The organism is Neobacillus sp. DHD-1R (genome assembly GCF_057747995.1).
Genome location: NZ_CM173232.1, coordinates 431,610 through 458,313 on the forward strand (window position 1 = coordinate 431,610; position 26,704 = coordinate 458,313).

Below are 26,704 nucleotides of genomic sequence, written 5' to 3' on the forward strand. Positions count from 1 at the left end.
ATGTTAGAGAGATTTAAAGAAACAAAAAAATTCCTTTTAAACTATACAAGCGAGTTGGAAAGGTCGAAGAATATCGACCGCGATATCCTAGAAAACTCTTCCATACACCAAGAAATTGACCGCCTTGAAAAAGGTAATTTTAAGATTGCACTTGTGGCTCCTTTCAGCGCTGGAAAATCGACTTTTATTAATTCTATCATTGGTAAAGACCTGTTAAGTATGGATATTCGTGCTGAAACTTCAGTTATTACAAAAATTAGTTACTCGGAGCTAATTAAAATCCAAGTTACATATTTTGAGAACAATAAAGTCGAGATGTTTGATACAGATGATTTCGGAAATCAGCTTACTTATACGACTTGTAAAGAAATTCTCAAGAAGATTACAACGGTCCGTGATGAAACAAACGAAGAAAGAATTAAGGAAGTTATTGTTTATTGTCCATTAGATATCTGCCGAGACAATGTTGAAATTATTGACACCCCGGGTCTATTTTCGAGACATGAGAAGCACGAAGCAATTACTAATAACATTATTCCTCAGGTGAATGCCGTTATTTTTATGATCGACCCTGATAGTGTCGGCGAGGAGCATTTTACCGAAAAAATAAGGAATTACGTGAACTCAGCTAAGACTTCCAGCTTAGAGGAGGATGGACGCCATATTTTCTTTGTTATCAATAAAATTGATGTCTTTGATCCAGAAGATATAGCGAAGGCACGCCTTGAATTGGAGCAGGTACTTTCCGGTATTATTATGAAGCCGAATATCCATGAGGTTTCTGCTTATTTTGGAATGAAAGGAAAGCAATTGCTGACGAAGGACATTGATATTACTGAAGTGCAGAAGGATCGGAAAATTAAAATCCCTGATCCGCTTGATCCGGAATATACCATAGCAGGCCGCCAAATAACGGAAGAAAATGCCATCGATATTATCGATTTCAGTAAAATTAAAGAATTGGAGAAGTCACTTGGCGAGTACCTCCAAAGTAAAAACCAATATTTAATTACCGATGTTATGTCGAGCATCAGAAATGTACTTTCCGGCACCATCAACAAGATGAAGTTTGAAATCAGAGAAGTAGAAAAAACAATCACTGAGGATAAAACCGTTTATATCCAGAAGATTGAGGCACTTCAAGAAGAAATTGAATCGTTGAAGGATGAAACGTTATTTAATGTTAGAACAATTATCAATAAAAAAATTCTTGGCGGCACTTCCGGACGTGGCTTAGACGATGAGATTTATGATGAAGTAAGCGGGCACCTAGTCGATGTAGGTAAGGATATCGATAGGGAAATCTTTAAAAAATGGTCAAAAGCTAAACAAGGAATTACTCGTGAAAACGGAGAAGATGTTGTTAAATCAGTGATTCTCGATGCTGAGGAATTTCTAGTGTTAAAAATTAAGGAATTAGTCCGTACATCCTTTATTTTTGTAAAAAAAGAAATCTCCTCATTAATCAGTGATATTCAGGAGCAGTTGGATATCGTTACAGAGAAGTTAGAGGAAGCAGAATTGAAGAACCTTGGTATCAAAATGGATACGATCAGTAATATGAATGTTGATAACTTAGTTGGTTCGACAATGAATAAAATTGAACGCGAATTCTCTGACATTATTGTCGGTATTGCTAAGGACTGTCAGGAAAAGGTTCAAGGAGCCTATAATTCTTCCATTTACGAAGTGAAAAAGGCAGGGCTTTGGAACTGGTTTAAAGGTTGGTTTGGTAATGAAGAGTATGAGGAAAAATTTGATCTATATCGCTTTAAACGTGAGCTTGATCTTTTAATCGATGATTTAACGGCAGTGATGCAAGATAAGGTGCTAGAGAGCCAGGTTGAAATTGCGAAGCCTATTTTTGATATGTCACAAAAGATTGTTGAGGATATAAAAACGGAATCGTCCAAAATCATCATCAATGTCATAAAGGTTAAAGAAAATGTCCTTAAGGATTTGAAGAAGGAAATGTATAAGAATGAGGATGAAAAGCTAACGTCTATCGGCCAGAAGAAGCAAAAAATTTCTAATGTAAAAGTCATCAGCCAGCGCTTTGAAGAGAAAGCCTTACAATTTTCAAAGGAGGCGTTTGAGAGTGAACTTCACGAGCAAAGCCCAGTCTATCAATAATTATTTAGATAACTATTATAAAAAACTACTTAAAGATGGAAGTATGGTTAGAGATTATCAGACATTGTTAAAACAATTCAATCTTGAAGCTACTAAACTATCTAACTATAAATTTGCGATTAAAGAAGAAATCGAGGGTGAGCTTGGTCAAACGCCCGATTTTAAGAGTTTAGATGATGGATCTAAACAGCAAATCTTGTCTAGGTTAGACCGGGTTCATCAAGAATTACGAATCCCTGAGTTTACTGTTACAAAAGAGGATTGCTTGGAAATCGTGACGGTATCAACCGAAATCACAAAGGCTCCTGCTCTTCAAAAACAATCTCAGGGCGTTGTCAACATCGGGACAGTATTTGGAACAGTAGTTGGGATAGGGATTGGCATTCTTATTCAAAAAAGTCTTCCTGTTATTCTCATTGGCGGAATTGGTGGCGCTGTGATGGGTTCATACCTGGGTAAAGGGATGGGATCCAATCGTAAATCAAGCCAGCAGGGAACTCCTGTTACTGCAGAGCCGCGTCAGATACTCGAAAAAGTGAGCCCAGTGAAGCTCGAAACAGTTATTCAAGCAAGGAAGACAGCAATCAAGAGTCTTTTCAGCCAATACTGTAAGCAATTAGAAGCAGCCTGTCAGACAAGTCTAAAATAGGAAGTGGAATTCAGCTATCATGATTGAAGACATTGTTCAAATAAAAAGGATAACTATCAGTATCAACGAAGACCGCTTTAGCAGCAATCTTGTTAACACAGCTGACTATCAGTTTTTTCGCATCAATAAAATCTCGATTTCCGATGAGATTGAAAAAGAAGAAATTCAAACGTTTGTGAATAACAGCATTTGCCGCTTTCTTTCTTCGTTAACGAATAGTCTTTCTCCAATTATTTTTCGGATAAAAAGCAGCAGCGCAGATCAATCTGTTTCTCTGTATATCGGAACAAAGCGGAAGTTTGGCCAGTCACTTGCTGAGAGATTTGCTTCCTATTTTCAGTCTGTTCATTTTCATGAGGTTTCTGGCCAGGAGGATCAGAACCTTTACCAAACTCAGGCGCTAATTACAGGAATTCCGATCAAAAATGAAACGAAAATCTTTACATATATGGAGCCATTTATACGCTATATCCGCGGAAAAGATGTAATGCTTGAGGTTGTCGTAAAGCCAATCAAGAAAGCATCCATCGTTCAACAATTAGATAAAATCATGGAACACAGGTCCATTAATTCTGCCCATTTGAAAAATACTCATCAGGAAAGCGTCGCTGACTCGGATACGTCGTCCACCAATTCCGGCCAGACACTCACGGATGGCAACAACAATGGCGGCGGTTTGCTTTTATTCAATATCGGCAGCTCGCGAAGTGAAGGTTCAACAAGTACCTATACTGATTCTAAGGGCCGGACTGAGACGGTGACGAAAAGTATTGAAAAAACGGACCATCAGGCATTAGAGCTCGATCAATTATTAGAAACGTATACGGAACGGTTGGAGCAGGCATTGTCCTCTGGTTTATGGAAAACGTCGATTTCTATTTTTACAAAGGACCGGAGCAACCTTTCTGAGGTTTGTGAAGTATATAAATCCAGTTATAGTTCTGAAGCGGTCGAGCCTTATCAAGTGTTTCAATTGAGGGATGTTTATGAGCCGTCAGCTTGGCTCGAAAGGGATGCCGTGGGTCACTCTCTCGATCTTTTTGATGAAGAATCACGCGGCTTTAGCTTTTTGACAGGGGAGGAGCTCTCCTATGTATTTGATGTCCCGAAAGAGGAGTATAAGGGTTATGAGTTTTCGTTAACGCCAAGGTTTAGCCAAAATCCACCAAATTCCACAGGGATTCCACTTGGGAATATTTATGATGGCGACAAGAAGACACCGTGGCTGTATCATTTACATCCGAACCAGCTTGTGAAGCACCTGTTGGTAGCTGGGATTACTGGCAGCGGTAAAACCAATACAATCTTTAATTTGTTAAAAAATAATCATGTGCCATTTTTAATCATTGAACCGGCAAAGAAGGAGTATCGCGGGTTGAGGAAAATTATTCCCAACTTACGGGTTTATACCCTCGGAAAGGAAGAGGTTTCGCCGTTTCGAATCAATCCTTTCTATTTTCCGCCCAACGTCAACATTCAGCAGCATATCGATAATTTGAAGGTGATTTTTAATGCTTCATTTACGATGTATGCGTCAATGCCGAATATCTTGGAGCAATGTTTAACAAATGTATATATGAAAAAAGGCTGGAGCCTGTCCACTTCAAGGAATATTTATCAGGGAAACGGCCTTTCTTCTGATAAATACTTCCCGACGATTGAAGACCTTTACTATGAGATTGACAGTTATACGAAGGAACTGGGCTATGCTCAGGAACAGATGCAAAACATTCGTGCGGCCCTATTAACACGAATTAAAAGCTTAATGACCGGTGGAAAAGGCTTCATGCTTAACACTGTGGAGACGATTGATATTGGCGAGCTTCTTCAATTTCCAACCGTCTTGGAGCTGGAAGCGATCGCTGATGATGATGAGAAAGCACTGATTATTGGTCTGATTTCGATGTTTATCTACGAATACTTGAAGGCGAGGGAGAGTGATTTTTCAGGAGAATTAAAGCATTTGCTTGTTTTTGAAGAGGCCCACCGAATTTTCGCCAATGTTAATCAGCAGGGCGGGCAGGAAGATGTAAATATCAAAGGAAAAGCCGTAGAAAGCTTAAGTCATATTCTGTCAGAAATCCGCGCCTATGGCGAAGGGATGATTATTGTGGACCAGGTGCCAACGAAGCTTGCTCCGGATGTTTTGAAAAATACCAATACGAAAATTATTCACCGTATCGTTTCAAGGGATGATTGTGAATATGTATCGAATTCACTGGGCTTGACCGATGAGAAGGTGAATTTTATCAGTACATTAACAAATGGGGCTGCCCTTCTTTTTACTGACGGCATGAATGCCCCGGCGCATTTGCAAATTCTTCATGGGAAGGAACATATTCCTTTCTTTAGCGATGTTGACGTTCATCGCTTTAGTCAGGCCTTCAATTTGCAGTTAGAGTATTCGAAGAAAATGCATCCGTTAACTGAGATTATTATGCAAAACCTGCGGGGTTATCCTGAGTTGGAGGAAGAAGTTAAAGGATTTTACCATTTCTTACTGAAGGAAGACCTAAGCGGGTTGCAGGAGCAATATCAAGCGACGAAGGAAAAAATTATGCGTTTATCGATTCAAGCAGGATTTGATATGAATATCGATGTCGAGGAGTTTGTATTTTCATTTATTAAAGAGGCTTTGAAGCGGTTAGTGAAAACGAATGAAAAGATTAAGAAACAAGTGAACAAGCTGATCTTTATAGAAAGATATATCGAGGCTTGTCTTGACCTTCTCTCAAAGGATTATCAGGTCCATAAAAAGGAATACGTATTGATTACCATGAACCGACAAAAGTTAGGGGGTGACTACACTGTTTGAAATAGCGACGGTAATTGAGGCTCTGAAAGGTACAATCGAAACAGGTGGTGTAACAGAAGTGGGCAAGCTCGAGCTGGTTCAGGAAGTCCCCTTTGATGAAGGCCTTCTGGATGGTGACAGCTTGACTGATGTGAAGTCTGAAAAGGAACTTCAAGAGTTCAATGAAGTCGATCAATATATGTTCGATGATATCGGCTTGAAAGGGAAAACCGCTGAATTCGGTGATTCTGATTATATCGGTGAAATCCGTAATGGGAATGAGAAAATCAATCAGGTATTATTAAAATCAGAAGCATCATTACAAAATGATCCCTCTGATCTAAACTACCAGCGGGTATCTGAAAATCTTGAGCGTTATAAAGGGACAATTTTTGAGCATGAATTAAAGGATAGTCTTAAGGAAAAGTTTGAAAAAGCCGAGGACAAGCAGCAACTTGTTACAACGGAATGGGGCGAAACGAAGCCGGATGTGATCCTTCGCGAGGCGCAAGAGGATATGAAGATTGGCAGTTTGGAGATTCAAAAGGGCGAGGATCTTTATATTGAAGCAAAATGCGGTTCGCCGGAATATATTCGCAATGAAATGGGCCATATGTTAAAGCAAGTGGAAGGACATGAGGGTAATTCTTTGGTCGTTGTAACGAAGGACTATTTAGAGCTTAGTCCAGAGGTACGCACGGATTTTGAAAAGAAACTGGCCGAAAAAGGCTCCCATATTTATATTGCCGACGTGACGGCCTCTGAAGTAAGTGCCGGACTATTCAACAGTCTTCATCTGTAAGGAGAGGGAACGATAATGAGACAAACCTACTATGGTGTCGATCAGAAACAATATAATGGGTTAGAAAATGACATCAAGAAATACAGCCAGCTGACAAGAGAAATGTTTAATAAGTCAATTGCTGCTGAGGAAAAAGCAGCGATCCAGAAGCAAAAAGAGACTTTAAAAGATGAGATTCAAGATCACCTGCTCGAGAATGGGACAATCCTTGGATTCTTAGCGAAGGAAAAGATAGATGAGTTTTCGGATGCCATTCAAGAAATGAAGGACGAAGAAATTAAAGCCTATCTTCATTCTAATTTTATTCCGATGGAGAAAATTGAGGAAGTCTTAATCACCTTAATGAATCTACCTGCAACCGAGTCAGTGAAGAATGTAAAGGTCTTTTTAGAAAGAGCAAAATCAAATAAGCAAAACATCATTGTTTGGATAATGTAGGTGATAAAGTGAATTTTCAACAGTTAAGAAGAGATGCCGCTAATTTTCTAGAAGAAAATAAACAAAGAATGCATGATAACCCTCACAGCATCGACTATGTCCTGAAGAAAATCGATAGTTATATCGATATCTTTCGAAGCGAGATTAAGGGATTGTTTCCTATGGATGAGAATTTGATAGTGGAAATTGAGCAACAATTGCTTAGGCCCCGGGTTGGTGAAATAGACAAACAGAATAAGTTTAATACGATTAAAAGTAAATTAGTGTCGGTTTCTAACAAACTAGAAAATGAATTAAAAGCATATCAACGGACATTTAGTAGTTTACTCGGCCCAGTAGATGCATCTGAATTTAGACAATATAAAGCAAAGGTTTTTAAAGTTTTCAATAGTGAGATTGATTTCCCATTTCAAGATACGAAGTTACAGGAAATTGTACGTAAAATTGATCATGAGAACTACGAGCTATATAATAGTGGAGATACCAGCTCAATTCAGACCCTTTATCAAAGAATCCGAAGTGAAGATACGATTGATGATTTTAGGAAAAGAGAAGAAGGGCAGCAATACTCTAAGGTCGATGAAATCATAAGCACCTACCGCAAGTATTTAAATGATTATCTCAATGTTTATCAGGAATATTATCAACGGTTTTCCAATGGAGGTTCAGTGAAAAAGGAAACAATTATGATTAGTGAAAGGGAAGAAACCGCGGGTTTCAATGTAGATGAGGAATTCGGAAATACGGAAGCCAAACAGGAGACAAATGAAATGGATCAGGAACTTGAACCTGAAACAGTGAGCAAGCTAGACGAAGGATTAGAAGAAGTAGGTGCGATAGATGAGGAAGTCCGTCGAAAAGAAGAGACGAACTACATCAAAACCGTTACCTTCACCTACAATGATGGCTACACTATCACACTAGACATTCCAGAGGAATCTCGGGAAAAGTTGAAAGCAGGACTTGCGAATTTGGTATTTGGAGTGTCGTGAATTCCTACCCCAATATTTGATAATATAATTTGTTTTTTATAGAAAGGAACAAGTGATAATCACTTTTGTTCCTTTTTTGGAATTTCGGCGCCTTAGCGACATTTCGCGACAAAACGGAGATTTATTCTGGTGTCTGTTACGCCCTGCTAACTTTTTATATTGTTGTTGTTGTTATGGCAATGAGTTTACATGGCAAACACCACCTGATAAGCACTATCCATTTGCATTCTTTTTATTTGTTTTAAATATCTTCCCAAAGAATTTATGTATGTCATCCATGGGCTTGTTATTAATAATTTATTAAAATTTCAGATGGTTGGTATTTACTCCCCATTTCCCTTTTAATCTTTTCCGCTACCTTGCTGACACTGCCTAAGAAAGCATTACTTTCATTACTTTTGTTCAATTTTATTAGCCTCAAGACCTGCAACATTTTTAATTAAACGTTTGATTAATAGGGATAATGGGGGAGAATGGTCGCGGTTTGTCAGTAAAACGACGCGATTTTATTTGATTTCACTGATCTATGAGAGGCGCTAAAATTTTTTCATGCGCCCCTCTTCAAATATAAAACCACTCATGATTATTTCTATTTTTGAGGTTATTAATCTTTCTTAGTGATGGGATGGAAATGTTTATTATTGCTGAGATTCTACTATTTAGATCATCTCCGCTTCTTTAAAAAAGACACCTGATTCTTGTTTAAATATAAGCTTGGTCGTGCCAACATGACCGTTTAGATTATTAAAAAAACTCAATTCCTTCCATTGATAGTGATCGGCTGACTTTATAGAAGGGAATTCATCACTATTTCAATATTATATTGTATTATCTCAGAATATTTTTAAGCCCTTAAGAGTCCCTCTCTGTTAAATAAATAGAGAGGGACTCTTAAGGGCTTATTTATATAAGAAAGATGTTAATTAGTTAAACTTATAGTCCGTCCTCTTATCTCATTATCCGACCCCCAAACATAGATGAAATTTCTTTTCCTTTTTTTAAAAGGGATTGCGATAACGGATGTTCCAAATCCTGAGGGATATTTTCTTTGAAACCGACAATTGTAACCGATGCTACCAACTGATGACGATAATTTAACACAGGGATAGATATAGAAGAAACATAACGAGAAACCGGTTCCTTAGCAAAAGCTATATAATTTTTACCAATCAGTAAAAATTCTTGCTCTAATTCCTCAACCTGCATTGGAGAGAACCGTTGAAACTCCTTTGCCTTCCATTCCTCCACTTGTACATCATGAACAAATGATGCAAATAGTTTTCCTGTTGCAGAATGAATGGGCATATAAGAGCCTATTTGCGCACTAAGATTCGTCATTCGATTGCTGTTTACAATGTGAACAACCATGGGTCCATTATGCGTCCAAACTTGTAGTGATACTGATTCTCCGCAGTCTCGGTTAATTTCTTGCATAGAAGGGATTAATCGCTCGATGATATTTTCCTGATCTACTGCAGTTATTACATAATCTATAATCCTGCTGCCCAGTGTATACTTACCGGCATTATCCTTGTAGAGGACATTTAGAAACGTTAAGGTATTTAAATACTTATACAAATTGCTTTTTGATATCCCTGTTTTTTCATAAATCTCCGTCAATGTCACGGGTTGTCCATATTTGGCTACTAAATCAATAATTGTGAAACCAATTTGTAAAGATTGGTTGGATGACTCTTTCTTTAACTCATTTGATTCATTTTCGATCTGCATTTTCTGATTCCCCACCTTAATAACTTATCTTGACCTTCTTTTCCTTAGTTATTAGAGAATATTAAAACTATAAAAGATTCTAAGTTTTAACTTCTATTTTGTCAATTTTCTTACTTTAATTATTTAAATAGGGAATGGTATCACTATAACAATATTTTTTGAAAATTTTACTATAAAATTTATTGACAATTAAAAAAATTAAAACTACTATTATCAATATAGAAAACGATTTCACTATGTTGATAGTTTTAATTATCGGTATAGTGAAAGAATTCCCTGTAGTTATAAAGTGATATTAAATTATGGGGACAACCCTTTATTTATTTTTGCGTATGAAAATTAAGGAGGAATAACAAAAATGAAAATTGCTTTATTCAATGAAAATCAGTTAGGTATTGTTAATGGGGATCGAATCACGGATGTCAGTTCGGTGGTACCATGGGACACTACATCACCTCAGGAATCTTTGGTTAGATTGATGAAGGATTTTGAAAAAGTAAAAGCCCAACTTCACGATCTCGCTGGTGCGCCAAGTTATTCTTTATCAGAAATTTCGTTAAAAGCACCTGTTCCTAATCCAAGTAAAATTGTCGCCGCCCCAGTGAACTATTACATGCATCAAGATGAAATGAATGAACAATTTAATAATGCAGAGTATACGATTGAAAAGTTAGGATTCTTCTTAAAAGCACCATCATCCATCATTGGACCGAATGATACAGTCCTACTTCCATTTAAAGATAGAAGAACAGATCATGAAGCTGAACTGGCATTTATAGTGGGTAAAGAAGCAAAAGACGTACCTGCAGCGAAGGCTAGTGAGTATATTTTCGGCTACTTTGCTTTAATGGATATTACTGTACGCGGAAAAGAAGATCGTCCTTGGCGTAAATCTTTTGATACATTTACACCGATCGGCCCTTGGATCGTAACCCAAGATGAAATTGGGGACCCAAATCAGTTGGGGTTCAAGCTATGGGTGAATGATGAATTACGTCAATCAGCCAATACCAAGGATCTGATCTATGATTGTTATAAATTCTTTGAGGTTGCATCGAGTGCCATGACCTTAAAGCCAGGGGATATCATTACAACAGGAACACCTGAAGGGGTGAATTCTATTACTAAAGGAGATCAAGTAAAGATCAATATTGAGAGAATAGGAGATTTCTCCGTAAATGTTGATTATAAAAAAATTTCTTCCTTATCTAAAGTTATGAACAGATAAATGTTACTGCCGATGTTTTTTTCAATGGTTTCAAGTTGACTAAAATAAAATTTAGGGGTGATTATGATGACAAAAGTGAAAGAAGTTCCATTTCTCATCGTTGGTGGAGGTATTGGCGGCCTTGCGACAGCTCTCGGTATTGCTGAAACAGGCCGACCCGTACATGTATTGGAACAAGCACCAGAGTTTGGCGAGATTGGAGCAGGGATTCAATTAGGGCCAAATGCTTCCGCTGTTTTAGATCGATTGGGCGTACTAAAAGACGTACACGAATATTCCGTCTTTCCTCAACGATTTGTATATATGGATGCTGTTTCTGGAGAAGTCCTCACTCCGATCGATTTCGGAAAGTCCTTCCAAGATCGTTATGGGTACCCGTATATTGTTTTACACCGTTCTGATCTGCACAAAGTACTGATTAATGCCTGTCTTAAAAAGAAAAACATCACTCTACACACTAATCAACAGGTTATGTCTGTTCAATCTCAATCCGATAAGAAAGCTATGGTAACCTGTCAAGATGGAACGACTTACATCGCTGAAGCTTTAGTTGGTGCTGACGGTTTATGGTCAAAGATGCGTCAACTATTTAGTGATGATAAACCAGTCTGCTCGGAGTTTGTTGCGTATCGTGGTACCATCCCGATGTCTGAATCCCATTCTGTCATCGGTGTGAACTCGGATGATGTCCTTATGTGGATCGGTCCGAATCTTCACTTGGTACAATATCCTGTTCGTCGGGGTGAGCTCTATAACCAGGTGGTCGTCTTTAAGAGTAATCAGTATAAAGAAGGGTCTGATGATTGGGGAACGCCGGAAGAGATGGATGAACGCTTTAGTATTTGTTGCCCGCAGGTGCGTAATGCATCAACCTTTATTCAACGCCAACGCCGCTGGCCAATGTATGATCGGGATCCTATTCATAATTGGACATTAGGGAATATTACATTACTTGGAGATGCAGCACACCCCATGCTTCAATATTTGGCTCAAGGAGGGTGCCAAGCACTTGAAGACGCAGCTTGCCTGACAGAAATATTATTAGAAGAGCCAAATATTGAGAACGCTTTCTTATCCTACCAACAGGATCGCATTCCACGGACGGAAAAAGTACAACTTACAGCCCGAACATGGAGCAAAGTGATTCACACCGAAGATCCAATAACGAAGACCTTGAGAAATATAGTAATGAACCAGCGAAAATCCGATGATTATAGTTATCTTGATTGGCTTTATGAGCAACAATATGTCAGAAATGAAGGCGTAATGTAAATAATCAATCTAAACAGGGGTGGAGATTATGGTCGAATGGTCGAATGAATTAAAGGCATTTCATGAAGAACTGGATCAAGTCAATTTAGGACCGTTGTGGGCATCAATTCAGCATATGAACTCAATAGAACCAATAGCAAAACCGATTCCGTATCTTTGGAAAAAGGAATTAATTAGCCATTATCTAACCCGTGCTGAAACCTTATTAAAAGTAGGTACTGGTTCGGCTGAACGACGAGCTGTATACTTGGTCAATCCAGGAATGAAGGATTTGCAGCCTGTTGCATGGGGCGGTGCAACCCAAACCTTATATGCAGCTGTTCAGGCAGTCAACCCTGGGGAAATTGCCCCGCCTCATCGGCATACAACCTCTGCTTTAAGATTTGTGATGAAGGGAAAAGGTGGGTTTGGACGTGTAAATGGTGAAAAAATCACCTTTGAACCTGGAGATTATCTCATTACTCCGGATTGGTCGTGGCATGATCATACAAATGAAGGAGATGAACCCGTCATATGGATGGATTGTTTAGATACTCCGTTTACCATGGCGCTGAACGTTTCCTTTACAGAGTTTCATCCAGAAAGTCAGCAACCTTTGTTAGTCCCAGATGATTATAGCTCACGACGTTATCAGGGAGGAATGGTACGTCCCATTTCTGATAGAACTCCAAATCCTGCTGCTTTAGGCAGGTATAAGTGGGATCTTACTAAACGCGCTTTAGATGGTTTGGCTGAATTTGAACCAGATCCTATCGAAGGTTTTGCTATTGAATATATTAATCCGTCTACAGGAAAAGATGCAAATGGACGGATTGGAGCTAGGATGCAACAATTACCCCCTGAATTTCAAGGGAAGGCTCACCGCCATGTCCACAGTAACGTTTTCCATGTTCATAAGGGACAAGGGTATACGGTTATGAATGGGGTTAGATTTGATTGGTCCGAAGGTGACTTTTTTGTCATCCCTTCATGGGTATGGCACGAACACGTAAATACGTCAGATAATGAGGACGCTTATTTGTTTTCAACTAATGATTTACCTATTATGGAAGCATTTGATTTTGAAAGAGTTGAAGAATATCAACTAAACATGGGGCATCAAGAAATAAATGATATATTTCAGCCATTAATGCCTTAGCCGAAGTTTTGGGAGGGGGAACCCTACCTTTGTAATGTTAAGTAGAAATTCGAGAATGTTAGAAAAAAACAAAAATTCGAAGGAGGAGTAAATTTATGACGATTAACTCTACGGAAATTATTACTGAGAGTAAATTCAATCGCTTTCATTTGAATTTACTTATATTAGGATTCTTTCTTATTCTATTTGATGGGTATGATATAGCAGTATATGGTACGATAGTGCCTTTATTAATTGGAGAATGGAATCTAACCCCAGTTGAGGCAGGTGCAATAGGAAGTTACGGTTTATTCGGTATGATGTTCGGAGCGATTTTTTTTGGGACAATAGCAGATCGAATAGGTAGGAAACAAGTTATTTTGATAACAGTAATATTATTTAGTTTATTTACAACACTATGCGGGTTTGCAGATAATCCCACATTCTTCTCCGTTTGCCGTTTTATAGCCGGCTTAGGGCTTGGCGGAATTATGCCAAATGTTATTGCTTTATTAACAGATTACTCTCCTAAAAAAGTGAGAAGTACGGTGGTAGCGATTTTATTGTGTGGTTATTCTGTTGGGGGGATGATTGCCCCATTAATGGGAATTTATATTATTCCATTCCTTGGTTGGGAATCTGTTTTATGGATTGCAGGGATCCCGTTATTGCTTTTACCCCTATTGTATAAGTCATTACCGGAGTCGACGTTCATTTTAATTAAAAAAGGTAAAAAGGAAGAACTATTTGGTCTTATCAAAAAAATTAGTCCTAACATTAAAATTGATAAGAATAGTGAAATCATTGAGGAACCTCGGTCACTGGCAAAGCTGCCTTTAGCAGATTTATTTAAAGAAAATAAAGGATTAAGTACGGTTATGTTTTGGTTAGCATTTTTCTCCTGCTTACTGATGTCATATGGATTAATAAACTGGCTTCCTAAGTTGATGATGGATTCCGGGTATGGTTTAAATTCAAGCTTAGGCTTTTTGATCGTTTTACAGGTAGGGGCTACAATCGGCACTCTATTGATGGGGAGATTAGCAGATAAATATGGTTCGAAAATAGTGCTCATTCCTATGTATACTTCGGCAGCAATTGTTTTAGCTCTTATGGGAATTAGTGATAATCAATTTTTAACTTACATTTTGGTAGCCATTGCAGGTGCTTCTACTATTGGAGCACAAAATTTAGTTCAAGCTTATGTGTCCCAATATTACCCTCCGTATGTAAGGTCAACTGCCTTAGGTTCAGCTTCTAGTGTAGGTAGAATTGGAGGAATGTTAGGGCCGTTATTAGGGGGATTCCTATTGTCTTTGTCTCTCCCCCATCAAATGATTTTTATCGCATTTGCCATTCCTGGTTTAATTGCTGCTTTTGCCTTAGTGATGGTTCCGGATAGACTTTCCTATTACAGGCTGCAAGCCACGAGAAACCATAAAGAAGATATTATTCAAGTTATTAGTGAGTGAGTAGGTACTTTTATTTAATTAGTAAAAGGGTTAATGGTTGAATATTGATAAACAATTAGTTTTTTTCCCTCCAGTGGTTTTGGAGGGTGTTTTTTTATATGAAAATAAAGTGGTTTATGTGAACACATTCAAGCAGCAAAACATTATTCGTATTTTATAGTATTTATGACTCATTTTAAAAGGGGCGGGAAACATGAAGCCAACAACGATATTTGAAAAAATTTGGAACGATCATATCGTGGAACAAGAAGAGGGGAAACCGACTCTTTTGTACATTGATTTACATCTAGTAAATGTGATGTGAACCCCTAAAGTTGGACATAAAAATCCAACTTTAGGGGATATTTTATGGTTGGATTTTCACGTTATTTTAGTGTGTAAGAGGGTTAAAAGTCAAATCTCTCTCAACCTATACAGAGAATTTTATGGATTTCATCATTCGCTACTACCACAAATATTATTCATTCTCCTTTTAAATATTCTCATTCAATATAGCAAATAACTAATGGTAATAAAGTAAATTCAAAATAAGGGGAATAACACCGTGAAACGTTTGTTTAAGTTGAGTTCTACTTGGTTTCCGATTTGGTGTATTTTATTACTCATGTTGGTTATGGTTGGTGTTTACATACCTGTCTTTGGCGGTACGAATCAGAATTTATCAGATGTTCCGTTGATTATTGTGAACGAAGATCAGGGCAAGGCGGGAGATGCTATTTTATTAAATCTGATTAAAACGCAAAATGGGAATTCCTTTAAATGGGATTTAGTGAAAACGAAGGAAAAAGCATTGAGTGATTTGAAAAATAATAAAGCCTATGGTGCCTTAGTGATTCCTGCTGACTATTCAAAACAGCTTTCCCACATACACGATTTACTGATATCCGGAAATGGAGTTGGAAAACCCACAACATTAGACATTTTATTGAATGAAGGGGTCGGCCAATCAGCTTCTATGATTGCAAGCAATACCTTACAAACGGTTGCTTCCGCCACTTCGAATGGGATTAGCGGTCACTTTAAAAGTGAGTTAAACCAAAAAGGGGTTACGTTATCCCCTATGAATGCCTCTTTATTAGATCGACCTGTACAATTTACCACGAAAAATGTACTGGGGCTGCCGATCAATTTAAATAAAGGGATGACTCCGTTCGTGATGAGCATCATTGCTTCTATATCAGGGTTGGTGGGAGCCAATATGATTCGTGGGTACCTTATGAAGAGCAATGGAATTCTTAGCAAGAAAGGTTCCCCTTTACCTGAGTCGCAAATTCTTAAATCCGCCTTGTTATTGGCGGTCATATTAGCATTTTGTGGCTCCGTCATTTTGCAATTGTCGGTATTTGGCTTTTTTGGCAGTGCACATGCTTCAAGCATTTGGTATATTTTCCTGTTTTCCTTTTTCTGTTGCTTAACCATGCTCTTCTTATTTAAAGCTTTTGCTTTATTATTTGGCGGCTGGGGAATTTTGGTGATGTTCCCCATCAATTTTATGGGAATTTTTTCGAGCGGTGGAGCCTTTCCACTCTCGACCTTGCCACCGGTTCATCGTATTTTTAGTTTCCTTTTACCTACTAGATATATGGTAGATGGCATGAGAGCGCTGCTATATTATCAAGGAAGAATGGAAGCAGGGCTAAAGGAAGCATTATGGGCCTTATCTATTTACTTTGTTGTCTCATTGGCTATTATTATTGCCTTCATAAGCATTGAGCAAAAAAGAGAGAAGCAACATGTCGCTGCTAAAAAAGCGGAGAAAGTTGGCATACAAGTGGAAAATGAACTTCATTATATGCAGCCTGCGGAACAAGGGAAACCTCATCCTTCACATCAGGTAAAACAGCCCCCGACGAACACTGCGGAAAATGATGACTATTTCAGGCAAGCATTAGGTAAGTTGGCAGAAGGCAGAGAAGAGGACTCCCACTATCTGAAGAAAATATATGAAATGATGAATGATGAAGACTTTCGAAATGCATTAAAATTAATACGTGATAAAAAATAAAGTTTTTTTAATAAGGCTTCTTGAGGACAAAAATTGGCGAGAAGATGATGGAAATGTCTTCAATAAAGCATCTTGAGGACAAAACTTGGGGAGTGGATGGTGAAATTGTCTTCAAAAAGGCTTCTTGAGGACAAAACTTGGCGAGTGGATGATGAAATTGTCTTCAAAAAGGCTTCTTGAGGACAAAACTTGACGAGTGGATGGTGAAATTGTCTTCAAAAAGGCTTCTTGAGGACAAAACTTGGCGAGTGGATGGTGAAATTGTCTTCAATCAGGCTTCTTGAGGACAAAACTTGGCGAGTAAATGATGAAATTGTCTTCAAAAAGGCTTCTTGAGGACAAAACTTGACGAGTGGATGGCAAAACTGTCTTTAATAACTGATAGCCTAGATAATGATAAAGACTTACAAGGAAAAAGTGAGCCTTAAAGCAGAGATGATCCATTCCCCACCAAACGTTTGATTGGAATTTAAGATGATAGAAAAAAGCCTAATCCCTCCGTGAACTGCCCCGTAAATGTTAGAATGGTGTCTAACATTTACGGGGCAGTTCACTCCGTATTTTAGCGAGGAATTAGGCTTTTAATTTAATTGCGCCCGATTGTAGAAAATCATTGCTTAAACCTTATTTAAGATAAGACCCTTCGTTTAATAACCATTATGATCGAAATTACCCTATTTCGCTTTCCTGGTCAAAGTTTGCCTTAATTTTAGGGGACTTTATGCGGACCTGTTTCGTTTTATTTACCCAGTCTTGAAGGAATTGTTGATAATGCATCATCATCCAACCGACAATTTTCCCAATGAAATACGCAGCAACCACGGTGCCGATTCCGATTGAGCCTAATGAATGAATAACCATTAAACAGACTGCACCAGCCACACAAACATTCAATAAATCACTTGTAATTTTTGCTTTACTAAATTTCAGTTTAAATCGTTCACTAATTGCATAAGTTAACGCATCATAGGGCATTAATGGAAATTTCGCTGAAAAGTAGCCGAGCAAACCGAACGAGACAACAAATAAACTAATAAGTAGAAATAAACAGCGAACAAGGATTGTTTCAGGTGTTGGCAAAAGTTTTACAATGAATAGCGTTGCATCCATAAAGAATCCGAATAAAAATGAAATAATTAATTGAACCGCAAATTCTCTTAAGTCGATCCGTTTATTTAAAATGACCTGGAGAATAATAAACAAGATATTTGCAAGCACGGTTGTAACACCGACTGATAAGCCAGACGTTAGCGAAATGGCATACGCTAGGGAAGACACGGGCGATACGCCGAGTCCTGCTTGGATAGAGAAACTTACGCCAAGCGACAAAAAAAATAAGCCGAACACGTACAAACCGAGCCGCTTCATTGTGACATTCATATGATTCATACGATCCTTCCCTTTCTTAAATGAATTTACTTTTAATGATAACATTGAATTTAAGATATGAATAATATATAAATGATTAACTATTCATATGAAAAAACATATAACGGGGATACAACATGGATATTCGACAATTACATTATTTCAAAGAAATTGTAAACCAGGGCAGCATTTCAAAAGCGGCAGAAGTACTCCATATCGCACAGCCGCCGCTAAGTCAGCTATTAAAAAAGCTTGAAACGGAGCTGGGTACAACTTTGATTCAACGGTATCGTAAAAAATGGGAACTTACAGAGACAGGTGAATTGTTGTATCGATACGCTGAGCAAATGTTGAGTCAATTGCAAGATGTAAAGCATCGCATTCAAGAAATTGAAGAAGGGACGGCTGGAAAGGTGCGCATCGGTGTATCGTCTACTTGTTCGAATATGCTAATTGACTATGTCAGTATGTACAGAACAAAATTTCCAAATGTCAAAATCAGTATTATCAACGGTAACTCGGAGGAATTATTAAAAAGGCTTGAACAAAGAGAAATTGATGTTGCTCTAATTCTTCGGGCGAGCAATAATAATGAACAATATCATATGAAAGTGTTAAAAAAACAATCCTATGTCGTGATTATTCCGACTAGTTGGGCAGTATCGTTCTCATCACCGTTCGTGACGTTTGGACAAATTGCTCCATTCCCATTCATTTTGTTAGGGGCAATGGAGGGACACTCTTTTTATGAAGACATCCTCCAAGCATTTGATGAACACGATGTGAAACCAAATATCATTATCGAGTGTAAAGACATAACGATGGCTGTAGCACTAGTTAGTAGAGGATTAGGCATATCCATTATTCCTAGAATGGATTATTCATCGCCTTTTTTAGCACATGTAACGCTTTTTGAATTGGAACAATTTAATTTTAGTGTAGAGCCCGTCATTGTACGATTAAAAGGAGAATCAATCTCAAAAGCAGCCAGTCAATTTTGGGAGATCGTTGATTAATGGGGATGGGACGGTTCTCATGTGAATAAGCAGAAACAAAGCAACCACTCTTGTTGTGATTGTATTCTTAATTGGAGTTGGATTAAGTTCTATCAACAGTTTAATACCCCAACCAGGACAATAATAGATTTTTGTACCATTAATCTAACTGGATTCTGAACCTTAAGAATCCAGTTAGTATGATAAATCAAGAAGAAATTTCCTCTGTCACAATCGTGCCCTTTAAAGGAATACTAAATACAAAAAATGGCTGGATTCCTCAACTTGCGCTTTTGCTACTTTAATATTCTCCTTTAATGACAAAATACGAGCCCCGAATGGTTCCAGCGAGTTTAGACTTTTGCCTAGCAAACTTAAACTTCCCTTCTAACTCCATAGGTACTTCCATCCCCTCAGAAAGCTTAAGACCAACGGCCCGCTTCTTAGGGTCATCAACTGTATACATGACGTTGATCGAAAGACCATCCTCATAAAAGACGTAGGCAATTTTGATATTTTCTACTTGAAAACGCGACGTTTCTAAAGGTTTGGCCGCAAACTCAATATCCCGTTCTTCTTTCAAAATTCGGTTAACATAATCAAGTGTCTCCTGACTTTCGCTTGCTGGAACAACCGTAAATTCATGTTTGTATTTGTTCATAAAGTAACGGGCTTCATTAGCACGTAAACCAGCAAGCGCTTCTACTACAGGGGAAGATTCTAAACCAACCGTAGACACATTTTTAAAATCAACGATATAGGACATTTTCAGCCCTCCTTATATCTCTTTATTTCCTAACAACCGGAATCCACATTTCACCAAAAACTAAGCCGTTGTGCTGCCCCATCTCAACTGCTGCATTTGGTCCGCCCACATAGGCAACATCCTTTGCTTCTGCCAAGGCTTGACCAAAGGCAATGCCAGTAAGTGTGTTACTTAATTCATCGGCCGTCTTCGCTTCCCCTTTAACCACCAGGTATTCTCCCTTAGGAAATTGGATCATTCGGGTTGCCTCTGGCAGCGATGTCTCTGTCATAACGCCAGCATAATGCATCATCTTGTTATTCACCGCTTCATTCACGGCAAAAATGTAGTCATTTGTGGCTATGGCTTTTAACGTGTCAAGCCTTCCATCTTGTTTGATTGCCTGCCAAAAGTCTGACTTTTCCTTGGTTATGCCAGCAAAGTCTGTGTAATGGCTCTTAAGCTCCGTGCCAAAACCTAAAACGGTAAAACTGTCTTTTTCTTCTAGCGTATAATTTGTCATCTTCAAAACCTTCCTCTTTTTAAAATTGATCAAATGATTTGTTTTTTCACTTGATGAGTTTATAATAGCCTTAAATCATGTCAAAAAGTGATACTGTTTTGGAGGTCCCGATGAAAAAAGTTGAACGGATTAATACCATCATGCGGTATATCAACAACCGTGCCCACTTTACCATTTCTGAAGTGATGCAAGAGTTTAACATCTCTCGTTCGACAGCTATTCGAGACATCAGAGAAATTGAAGCCATGGGGATGCCGCTAGTCGCTGAAGTTGGAAGGGATGGGGGGTATTTTGTTATGAACAACTCTGTCCTTCCCACCGTTCGATTTACTGATAATGAAATCAAGGCTCTGTTTATTGCCTTTATGGCCACAAGAAATCAACAACTCCCCTTTTTAAAGAGTCGTCAGTCTTTAGCTGAAAAATTACTTGGCCTTATTTCAGAAAACCAGCAAGATGACCTTGTTCTATTAAATCAAATCTTGCTTTTTGAAGGGACCAACCCCCATAATCCCGACCTGCTTGATCTGTCGGACCTCCCCCATCCCATGTTAGAAAAACTTATACAAACCCTTCTTTTGGATCGCTATTTATTGATTACAATCGAAGAAGAGAAAATAATAAAGTCTTACACAATTTATCTCCTGCACCTTTATCGTGAAAAAAGTATTTGGCTGATTGAAGGCTTTGAGTTAAAGGAAGAGAGGAGACTAATTTTTCCTGTCGACAATCTCACCAATGTCATCCCATACTCTACGAAACAAAGATTAAGTATGAAAAAGATTCTGGAAAAACTAAGTAAGCAGGAAGAAGAAATCAATCTTGTTCTTGAACTTGGTCCAAAGGCGATTGCCCAGTTCAAAAAATACCATCCTTTAAAACTTTCCATTTCCTATACGAATCCTTACCAAACCACTGCCATTCTAAAGACGTTTATCAATGTTAGTATGCCCGAGGAAGTGACCGAAATAACAAATTGGCTGCTATTCCTAGGTGGGGATATCAAAGTCAGGGAAGTGCCAGAAGAAGTCTTAGGAGGTTTAAATGAGAGACTAAGCATATATTGCCCATAAGCAATTTCTAGTTAAAACCCAAATAATTTTGAGCTTGGCCAATTGCCAGTTACCTCTTATTTCCGCACACCCAGAGGAAACTTTTTTACTTGCTGCCGCTGCTTTACATGTACGTCTATTAACTGCATATTTGGGTAGAACCAGCGAACCGGTCACATTTTTTGTGCAATACAAGAACATGTTATAACAGTAAAATGAGCATACCAGCAGCACAGTAATAGAAATCTTATTGAAAATCAATCAAATTTGTATAACAACTATAACAATTTTCATTCCAAAATCTCTGGTTTTTATTTATGATCACCAGAAGGTATGAAGTGGTAAACAGTCTGTCATTTATTGGTACACTTTTTGTCATCAGGGGTAAAAGCTAAATCTCGACATCTTTTTTTATGACCTACAAGGAAAAAGTGAGCAATGAAGCAGAGTTGATCCATTTTAGAGAGGATGTAAGCGACCGAAGCTAAGAAAAAAATAAGAGTTCGGTAGCTTAGAAGGTTTATAAGCGACCGAAGCCAAGATAAAATGGTTTTCGGTAGACAATAACGGAGATTCAATAACTTCACAATGTTTCCTGTGAAAAGTGTTAACTAGGAACGTATCCTGATTTTTATTTAGCTAAAGCCGGAGATTGCATCAAACGCTTACCTATTGCCAGCATTACTGGATTAACGGTAATGCTTTTTTCTTGTTCAAGTCAAGGGGCAGGATAATGGAATAAAATCCTGAAAAACCAAATAGGCTTATATGAAACCACTATACAGGTAGGATAAAGATGGGAGTTGGAAACAGTCCTGTTTATAACTCAATCTCGAGGAATGTTGTTAGGTGTCCTAGGAAACTGTCGAGGTGATCGTTAATGGATACGAGTCTGTCGTCGAAACTACCGCAATCAAAATCAACCGTTTGGGCTGGGATCGCTGTTTTTGTATGGTCCACTGCCTATATGCTGCCACACCTATATTGGGCTTTAGGCGGAAGAATCGGGCTGTCCCTACTAAAACCCAGCGTGGCTGCATCCTCCCAGTTTGAACTAATTAATTGGGTTGCGTTACCAATTTTTATTGTTGCGGGACTCGTAGGTCTTGGTTTCATTTATTTAGGCAAAAGTAAAATTCTGCGCTCCTTGCTGCTTTCCATATCTATTTTAGGGTGTTCGATAGCCACTTCTCATGGCATTTTTGGCATGAGTTATCGTGGTTTGCAAATCGCAGGGGTGATTGGCTTGGAGAATGGAGCATTTCATATCCATGATGATAAATACGTGGTGTGGGATTTGGTCATCTTTGAACCGTGGTTTTTGATTGAGGGCATTTTACTTTTCATTGCAGGATGGTGTTTTTTAAAAGGAGCGGGGAGCAGGAAAATTTGGCTCGCGGTGTGTATGCTTGGCACGATTGTTGGGTTGGTCACAGGGATGCTGGGTGTGCGATTTGCATAGTTAATGTGTTGCAGATACCAAGTAAGTATATCTAGGAAAAGACTATAGATGGAGGGCTGTTTATGGCATTAGTTTCAATCTATACTGTTGGCAGGCTAAACCATCCCTATGATCACCCTGCCTCTCGTGAATTTTTTCAAGTGGGAAATGAAGTATATCGTCAGGCAACTAAATCAGGACTTATAGAGATATTTTCACCTGAAGGGGTCCCTTTTCCCGAAGAAACCGTAAAGGGAAAGGGTTCCCCTATTCTCACACTAACGGTCTGGAGAAGCCTTCAATCCTTATATCGCTTTACCTATTCAGGACAGCATATGCAAGCTTTAAAAGATAGAAGCAAATGGATCGAGCCATATCCAGAGAAACACCTTCTTTATGTAGTTTGGTGGACCGAAAAGGTGAAGGATGTCTCATGGGAGGAGGCATTCAAGAGGTACAACTATTATATTCAGCATGGTCCCACTCCTTTTGCCTTTGATTTTAAGCATGCATTTGATGAAAAAGGAGAGACGTTCTTGATTAAGTAGCAGGGCGACCCTTTATTAATTGAGAAATTATCCATTTAACTTAATGGTGACGTTAAGGACTCATACACCTTCCTGTGACATTTTATCGCCATTTTTATTTATTCTGGAGGCAATTGTGAAGTATTACACTTAAATTATCGGGGGCTTTACTTAAACAGGAGTAAAGCCTTTTTCTTGCAGGATATTTGAAGTACGTGTTGAAGTGAACAGGGGGGAGGAGGAGTTTTAGGGTGCTTAAAGTGGAGATAAGAAGGCCAAGAATTGAGGACATAAAAGAGTTACATTCATTTTTTAGAATAGTGATTACCGATACGTTTATTAAAGAAGGTTTAGGCGAGAAGTTGAATGATATTAATGATGAAGTCGAAGTTAAGGAAAAATACTTAAAAAGTGATTTTGAAAGCAATGGTAAGAAACGATATTTTTTGATTGCTTTAGATGATCATAAAATTATTGGTTCAATTGAATATGGCCCAGCAAGTGATCTCATTTGTAATTGTACAAACAACATTCTCAGAGAGCTAAATGAGGTAGGTACAGTATTTGTTCTGCCGGACTACCAGAGAATGGGAGTAGGGAATTTGCTATTGCATACAATGGTTTTTACATTACAGAGTAACGGCATAGAAGAATTTTGTTTAGATAGTGGATATATTAGTGCACAAAAAATCTGGAAAAAGAAATTTGGAGACCCTAATTATTTGTTAAAGGATTATTGGGACAAAGGATTCGATCATATGATTTGGAGGATCAAGATCAGCGATTTAGCATTAGGTTGAGAAGTAAGAAAATTAAGTGTTTCTTCAAACAGGGTAATGCCATTTTATTATTTAACGATTTGTGAATTTGTGAAGGAGTGTACTTAAAGTAAGGGTGCTTTACTTGAACAAGACAAAATAATAAAGTCGATTTCCTATAAGACATTGAGGAATCGACTTTTTTATGGGGTGATTTTCTTAGCGTTGTAAATTCACATTTTCTAGACGGTACCCCTATTATGATTCAACTAGATTCATCATTGGTGAACTTTCTTTCTTCGTATCAGTTCCTTGTTCGTTGAACAGGCTAAAAAACGCATCCGCTACTTCAGGATCAAATTGCTTCCCTTTATTTTGACGGATTACATCGAGTGCATGTTCTATTTCAAATTCATTTCTATAAATGCGCCTAGAAGTCATTGCATCAAAAGTATCAGCAACAGCGACTATTCGAGCAGGCAATGGAATTTCACTGCCTTTTAATCTTGCTGGATAACCTTTGCCATCATATCTTTCATGGTGATATAAAACAATATCTAATACTCCATCTTTCTTAAATCTATCAACATGTTTAAGCATTTCATAACCTATTGTTGGGTGCGTCTTGATAATATTAAATTCATCTTCTGTTAATTTCCCTGGCTTAGTCAAGATGTATTCAGGGATACCAATCTTTCCAATATCGTGTAATAATCCTCCTGTGCGAATGTTATTGCAAACATCCTTAGACAAATTCATTCTTTCTGCTATTTGCACTGCATATTTCGACACATTTTCAGAATGGTCATAGGTATAAGGATCTCTAGAATCCAAGGCTTTGACGAGAGATGTTATTAAATCTAAATTGTTTTTTTTAACTCTTTTAACATATGTCATCATACAGGCTGAAATAAACGTTATAAAAAGATAGCTCACTAAATAAATAAAAAATATACTTTCTTCTCCACGCGGAACGAAATAAAATCTACTGGCACTCACCAATACAGTCAATAAAACACAAAAAACAGGTTTATTATAAAAGCCAATACCTAAAACAATTAAAGATATATTATATAATGCAAAAAAATTATGATTTTGGAAGAATAGGCTGATTAATATACTTAATGCTAAAAGAATAAAAAAAGCATAACGAAAATAAATATAATTATTGAACCATTTATCTAAGATACCTAGCATAGCTTCCCCCGCTTTTAACACAAAAATTTGAAAAAATTCCCTTAAATAGAATATCATACAATTTTCCAAATTAAGTTTTTAACTGAATAGAGAGTTTTTTAAAATGATTCAGATATGTTAGCCTTTACAACAAGATAAACTAATCTATTTAGGTTTATGGTTAAAGTAGATTGGTTTTTAATGTTCTGTTGCAAGTTCTTCAGTAAACATATAGATAAATTAGCAGTAAACCTTTGGATATATTTAAAGAATAATTTTGATTTAAAGGGATTGTTTAAAATTGACAAATTAAATTGTTAAGAAACAAAAGCTGTATTTATTCGTCTGATTATTAAGGGGGTGTTTAAATATATGTATAGGAAGGTTATTATTGTGGTTATGACAGTTATGATTTCTTTAATTACGGTTGCGTGCACTAATACCACAAATAATAAAATTAAAGGTTGGAAGGAAAGTCCAACTTTTAAAGTCGGTAATTATACGATGATTGGGGAAGAAGGGCGGTTAGGATTTATTTATGATTCTGAAGTAACAAAATTTCATCCTAACCAAGATAATAAGTATATGTGGCATTTTTGGGGAAAAGATAGTGAATTTAATGGAGAACTCAAAGTTATTGCCACTTATGAAAAAACTGGAGAAAAAATTACTGTATTGGAAGGCCAGCCTTTAGGTGGTGCCAACAACGGAGCAGACCAACACGTACCCTCAATTATGTCACTTCCTAAGAGTGGAATGTGGAAATTAGATGCCTATATTGGAGATAAACTATTTGGGACTATTTTTGTAAAAGTTTATGAATGAAAACGACATCTAACTCGGATGTCGTTTTTATATTCTCCAATTTCATCAAGCGTTTTCTAGGTATAAGAGGCCTCAAATTCGGATGCCCGTCACGCCTCGATAATTGTCGAGGAATGCTCAGTTTGTTTCTATTTTTTGGGCTATGTTAATATTTATTGTTGATTTCCGCTAATGAAAAAAGCTTTTAGATTTAAAAGCCTTTTCATTAACTTATTTTCAAGTCCATTTTAAATTTACTCGCATTCATAAAACTCTTTATTTCAACAAAAACCCCTTAATGGATACAAAAAAGATAAATAAAGAAACAATGATGCTCATATAACCCCAAAATTCTTTTCTATCTTTTTGAAGTTCTATAACCCCACCTAATAACATAAATGCCCCTAAGAACAACATTAAATATGGCATCATATCAAAATCTTTTGTTATTAGACTATAACCTGATAAAAAAATTACTATAATTCCAAAAATTGCTCGGATAATTTTAACCAAAATGTTCTGCCTCCTTTCATTTCAAATATTGATACGTTCTTAATAACTGATTAGTTTCATTAATTGGAAGTAAACAACTTTCTACTAAATTCGGTGCCTGTCACGCCTCGATAAAGTGGCAGTTTAATTTAAGTGTAATTATTCACAATCTGTATTATTAAATGTCCTT

General features: G+C 37.5%; 23 protein-coding genes. 17 read left to right on the forward strand and 6 right to left on the reverse strand.

The genetic code is table 11. The features are described from left to right. Genes AC3ANL_RS02085 through AC3ANL_RS02110 form a run of 6 tightly spaced genes read left to right on the forward strand, consistent with a single transcriptional unit; the run spans nucleotide 1 to nucleotide 7,808 of the window. Nucleotides 1-2,133, forward strand: coding sequence for a dynamin family protein (locus tag AC3ANL_RS02085; protein ID WP_488327633.1), 2,133 nt, complete (start codon nucleotides 1-3; stop codon nucleotides 2,131-2,133). After that, nucleotides 2,099-2,782, forward strand: coding sequence for a hypothetical protein (locus AC3ANL_RS02090; RefSeq protein ID WP_488327634.1), 684 nt, complete (start codon nucleotides 2,099-2,101; stop codon nucleotides 2,780-2,782). The genes AC3ANL_RS02085 and AC3ANL_RS02090 overlap by 35 nt, the downstream gene beginning before the upstream one ends. Before the next feature lie 19 nt (nucleotides 2,783-2,801). Beyond that, nucleotides 2,802-5,597 carry an ATP-binding protein gene (locus AC3ANL_RS02095; protein ID WP_488327635.1) on the forward strand — a complete coding sequence of 932 codons (2,796 nt, stop codon included), beginning with the start codon at nucleotides 2,802-2,804 and terminating at the stop codon, nucleotides 5,595-5,597. Beyond that, the gene (locus tag AC3ANL_RS02100; RefSeq protein ID WP_488327636.1) at nucleotides 5,581-6,378 is read left to right on the forward strand and encodes a hypothetical protein; all 798 of its coding nucleotides are present in this window, start codon (nucleotides 5,581-5,583) and stop codon (nucleotides 6,376-6,378) included. Before AC3ANL_RS02095 ends, AC3ANL_RS02100 begins: the two co-directional genes overlap by 17 nt. A gap of 15 nt (nucleotides 6,379-6,393) precedes the next feature. Then, entirely contained in the window at nucleotides 6,394-6,816 is a 423-nt protein-coding gene (locus AC3ANL_RS02105) for a hypothetical protein (RefSeq protein WP_488327637.1), read from the forward strand. A gap of 8 nt (nucleotides 6,817-6,824) precedes the next feature. Further along, entirely contained in the window at nucleotides 6,825-7,808 is a 984-nt protein-coding gene (locus AC3ANL_RS02110; protein WP_488327638.1) for a hypothetical protein, read from the forward strand. Between the two features lie 948 nt (nucleotides 7,809-8,756). Here AC3ANL_RS02110 and AC3ANL_RS02115 read toward each other — a convergent pair. Then, nucleotides 8,757-9,539, reverse strand: a complete 783-nt coding sequence (locus AC3ANL_RS02115) for an IclR family transcriptional regulator (RefSeq protein ID WP_488327639.1) — start codon at nucleotides 9,537-9,539, stop codon at nucleotides 8,757-8,759. Between the two features lie 358 nt (nucleotides 9,540-9,897). On the opposite strand from AC3ANL_RS02115, the gene AC3ANL_RS02120 reads away from it, so the two are divergent. The 5 genes from AC3ANL_RS02120 to AC3ANL_RS02140 all read left to right on the forward strand — a co-directional run bounded on the left by AC3ANL_RS02120 (nucleotide 9,898) and on the right by AC3ANL_RS02140 (nucleotide 16,633). Then, nucleotides 9,898-10,767 carry a fumarylacetoacetate hydrolase family protein gene (locus AC3ANL_RS02120; protein ID WP_488327640.1) on the forward strand — a complete coding sequence of 290 codons (870 nt, stop codon included), beginning with the start codon at nucleotides 9,898-9,900 and terminating at the stop codon, nucleotides 10,765-10,767. Between the two features lie 63 nt (nucleotides 10,768-10,830). Then, nucleotides 10,831-12,039: an FAD-dependent monooxygenase gene (locus AC3ANL_RS02125; RefSeq protein WP_488327641.1), complete on the forward strand. Its 1,209-nt coding sequence runs from the start codon at nucleotides 10,831-10,833 to the stop codon at nucleotides 12,037-12,039. A 28-nt stretch (nucleotides 12,040-12,067) separates the two neighbouring features. Then, entirely contained in the window at nucleotides 12,068-13,177 is a 1,110-nt protein-coding gene (locus AC3ANL_RS02130; protein WP_488327642.1) for a cupin domain-containing protein, read from the forward strand. Between the two features lie 95 nt (nucleotides 13,178-13,272). Further along, nucleotides 13,273-14,628, forward strand: a complete 1,356-nt coding sequence (locus AC3ANL_RS02135) for an MFS transporter (protein WP_488327643.1) — start codon at nucleotides 13,273-13,275, stop codon at nucleotides 14,626-14,628. A gap of 544 nt (nucleotides 14,629-15,172) precedes the next feature. Next, complete coding sequence (locus AC3ANL_RS02140) at nucleotides 15,173-16,633, forward strand: YhgE/Pip domain-containing protein (protein ID WP_488327644.1); 1,461 nt, start codon at nucleotides 15,173-15,175, stop codon at nucleotides 16,631-16,633. A 669-nt stretch (nucleotides 16,634-17,302) separates the two neighbouring features. Here AC3ANL_RS02140 and AC3ANL_RS02145 read toward each other — a convergent pair. Continuing rightward, nucleotides 17,303-18,022, reverse strand: a complete 720-nt coding sequence (locus AC3ANL_RS02145) for a YczE/YyaS/YitT family protein (RefSeq protein WP_488327645.1) — start codon at nucleotides 18,020-18,022, stop codon at nucleotides 17,303-17,305. A gap of 116 nt (nucleotides 18,023-18,138) precedes the next feature. Here AC3ANL_RS02145 and AC3ANL_RS02150 point away from each other — a divergent pair, with 116 nt between their 5' ends. Further along, nucleotides 18,139-19,017 (forward strand): LysR family transcriptional regulator, encoded by an 879-nt coding sequence (locus tag AC3ANL_RS02150; RefSeq protein WP_488327646.1) that lies wholly within the window; start codon nucleotides 18,139-18,141, stop codon nucleotides 19,015-19,017. Nucleotides 19,018-19,297: 280 nt separating this feature from the next. Here AC3ANL_RS02150 and AC3ANL_RS02155 read toward each other — a convergent pair whose 3' ends face one another. Then, complete coding sequence (locus AC3ANL_RS02155; RefSeq protein WP_488327647.1) at nucleotides 19,298-19,762, reverse strand: phage tail protein; 465 nt, start codon at nucleotides 19,760-19,762, stop codon at nucleotides 19,298-19,300. Nucleotides 19,763-19,784: 22 nt separating this feature from the next. After that, nucleotides 19,785-20,264: a GyrI-like domain-containing protein gene (locus tag AC3ANL_RS02160; protein WP_488327648.1), complete on the reverse strand. Its 480-nt coding sequence runs from the start codon at nucleotides 20,262-20,264 to the stop codon at nucleotides 19,785-19,787. A 110-nt stretch (nucleotides 20,265-20,374) separates the two neighbouring features. On the opposite strand from AC3ANL_RS02160, the gene AC3ANL_RS02165 reads away from it, so the two are divergent. From AC3ANL_RS02165 to AC3ANL_RS02180, 4 genes are all read left to right on the forward strand, one after another. Then, complete coding sequence (locus AC3ANL_RS02165; RefSeq protein ID WP_488327649.1) at nucleotides 20,375-21,337, forward strand: helix-turn-helix transcriptional regulator; 963 nt, start codon at nucleotides 20,375-20,377, stop codon at nucleotides 21,335-21,337. A gap of 859 nt (nucleotides 21,338-22,196) precedes the next feature. Then, entirely contained in the window at nucleotides 22,197-22,778 is a 582-nt protein-coding gene (locus AC3ANL_RS02170; RefSeq protein ID WP_488327650.1) for a DUF3995 domain-containing protein, read from the forward strand. Between the two features lie 62 nt (nucleotides 22,779-22,840). Further along, nucleotides 22,841-23,305, forward strand: coding sequence for a DUF3291 domain-containing protein (locus AC3ANL_RS02175; protein ID WP_488327651.1), 465 nt, complete (start codon nucleotides 22,841-22,843; stop codon nucleotides 23,303-23,305). 230 nt (nucleotides 23,306-23,535) lie between these two features. Continuing rightward, nucleotides 23,536-24,084 carry a GNAT family N-acetyltransferase gene (locus AC3ANL_RS02180; protein ID WP_488327652.1) on the forward strand — a complete coding sequence of 183 codons (549 nt, stop codon included), beginning with the start codon at nucleotides 23,536-23,538 and terminating at the stop codon, nucleotides 24,082-24,084. A gap of 216 nt (nucleotides 24,085-24,300) precedes the next feature. Here AC3ANL_RS02180 and AC3ANL_RS02185 read toward each other — a convergent pair whose 3' ends face one another. Next, complete coding sequence (locus tag AC3ANL_RS02185; protein ID WP_488327653.1) at nucleotides 24,301-25,239, reverse strand: HD-GYP domain-containing protein; 939 nt, start codon at nucleotides 25,237-25,239, stop codon at nucleotides 24,301-24,303. Between the two features lie 351 nt (nucleotides 25,240-25,590). Between AC3ANL_RS02185 and AC3ANL_RS02190 the strand changes: the two genes are divergently transcribed. Continuing rightward, on the forward strand, nucleotides 25,591-26,043 hold the full coding sequence (locus AC3ANL_RS02190; RefSeq protein ID WP_488327654.1) for a DUF4871 domain-containing protein: 453 nt from the start codon (nucleotides 25,591-25,593) through the stop codon (nucleotides 26,041-26,043). 255 nt (nucleotides 26,044-26,298) lie between these two features. Here the strand turns inward: AC3ANL_RS02190 and AC3ANL_RS02195 are convergent, their stop codons facing one another. After that, on the reverse strand, nucleotides 26,299-26,535 hold the full coding sequence (locus AC3ANL_RS02195; protein WP_488327655.1) for a DUF3953 domain-containing protein: 237 nt from the start codon (nucleotides 26,533-26,535) through the stop codon (nucleotides 26,299-26,301). Between the last annotated feature and the right edge of the window lie 169 nt (nucleotides 26,536-26,704).

Bases quoted from the DNA above. Each gene is read 5' to 3' on its own strand.
- AC3ANL_RS02160 (WP_488327648.1), bottom strand. From the start codon at position 20,264: ATGACAAATTATACGCTAGAAGAAAAAGACAGTTTTACCGTTTTAGGT.
- AC3ANL_RS02145 (WP_488327645.1), bottom strand. From the start codon at position 18,022: ATGAATCATATGAATGTCACAATGAAGCGGCTCGGTTTGTACGTGTTC.
- AC3ANL_RS02170 (WP_488327650.1), top strand. From the start codon at position 22,197: ATGGATACGAGTCTGTCGTCGAAACTACCGCAATCAAAATCAACCGTT.
- AC3ANL_RS02175 (WP_488327651.1), top strand. From the start codon at position 22,841: ATGGCATTAGTTTCAATCTATACTGTTGGCAGGCTAAACCATCCCTAT.
- AC3ANL_RS02135 (WP_488327643.1), top strand. From the start codon at position 13,273: ATGACGATTAACTCTACGGAAATTATTACTGAGAGTAAATTCAATCGC.
- AC3ANL_RS02190 (WP_488327654.1), top strand. From the start codon at position 25,591: ATGTATAGGAAGGTTATTATTGTGGTTATGACAGTTATGATTTCTTTA.
- AC3ANL_RS02105 (WP_488327637.1), top strand. From the start codon at position 6,394: ATGAGACAAACCTACTATGGTGTCGATCAGAAACAATATAATGGGTTA.
- AC3ANL_RS02165 (WP_488327649.1), top strand. From the start codon at position 20,375: ATGAAAAAAGTTGAACGGATTAATACCATCATGCGGTATATCAACAAC.
- AC3ANL_RS02155 (WP_488327647.1), bottom strand. From the start codon at position 19,762: ATGTCCTATATCGTTGATTTTAAAAATGTGTCTACGGTTGGTTTAGAA.
- AC3ANL_RS02120 (WP_488327640.1), top strand. From the start codon at position 9,898: ATGAAAATTGCTTTATTCAATGAAAATCAGTTAGGTATTGTTAATGGG.
- AC3ANL_RS02185 (WP_488327653.1), bottom strand. From the start codon at position 25,239: ATGCTAGGTATCTTAGATAAATGGTTCAATAATTATATTTATTTTCGT.
- AC3ANL_RS02095 (WP_488327635.1), top strand. From the start codon at position 2,802: ATGATTGAAGACATTGTTCAAATAAAAAGGATAACTATCAGTATCAAC.
- AC3ANL_RS02115 (WP_488327639.1), bottom strand. From the start codon at position 9,539: ATGCAGATCGAAAATGAATCAAATGAGTTAAAGAAAGAGTCATCCAAC.
- AC3ANL_RS02130 (WP_488327642.1), top strand. From the start codon at position 12,068: ATGGTCGAATGGTCGAATGAATTAAAGGCATTTCATGAAGAACTGGAT.
- AC3ANL_RS02150 (WP_488327646.1), top strand. From the start codon at position 18,139: ATGGATATTCGACAATTACATTATTTCAAAGAAATTGTAAACCAGGGC.
- AC3ANL_RS02085 (WP_488327633.1), top strand. From the start codon at position 1: ATGTTAGAGAGATTTAAAGAAACAAAAAAATTCCTTTTAAACTATACA.
- AC3ANL_RS02125 (WP_488327641.1), top strand. From the start codon at position 10,831: ATGATGACAAAAGTGAAAGAAGTTCCATTTCTCATCGTTGGTGGAGGT.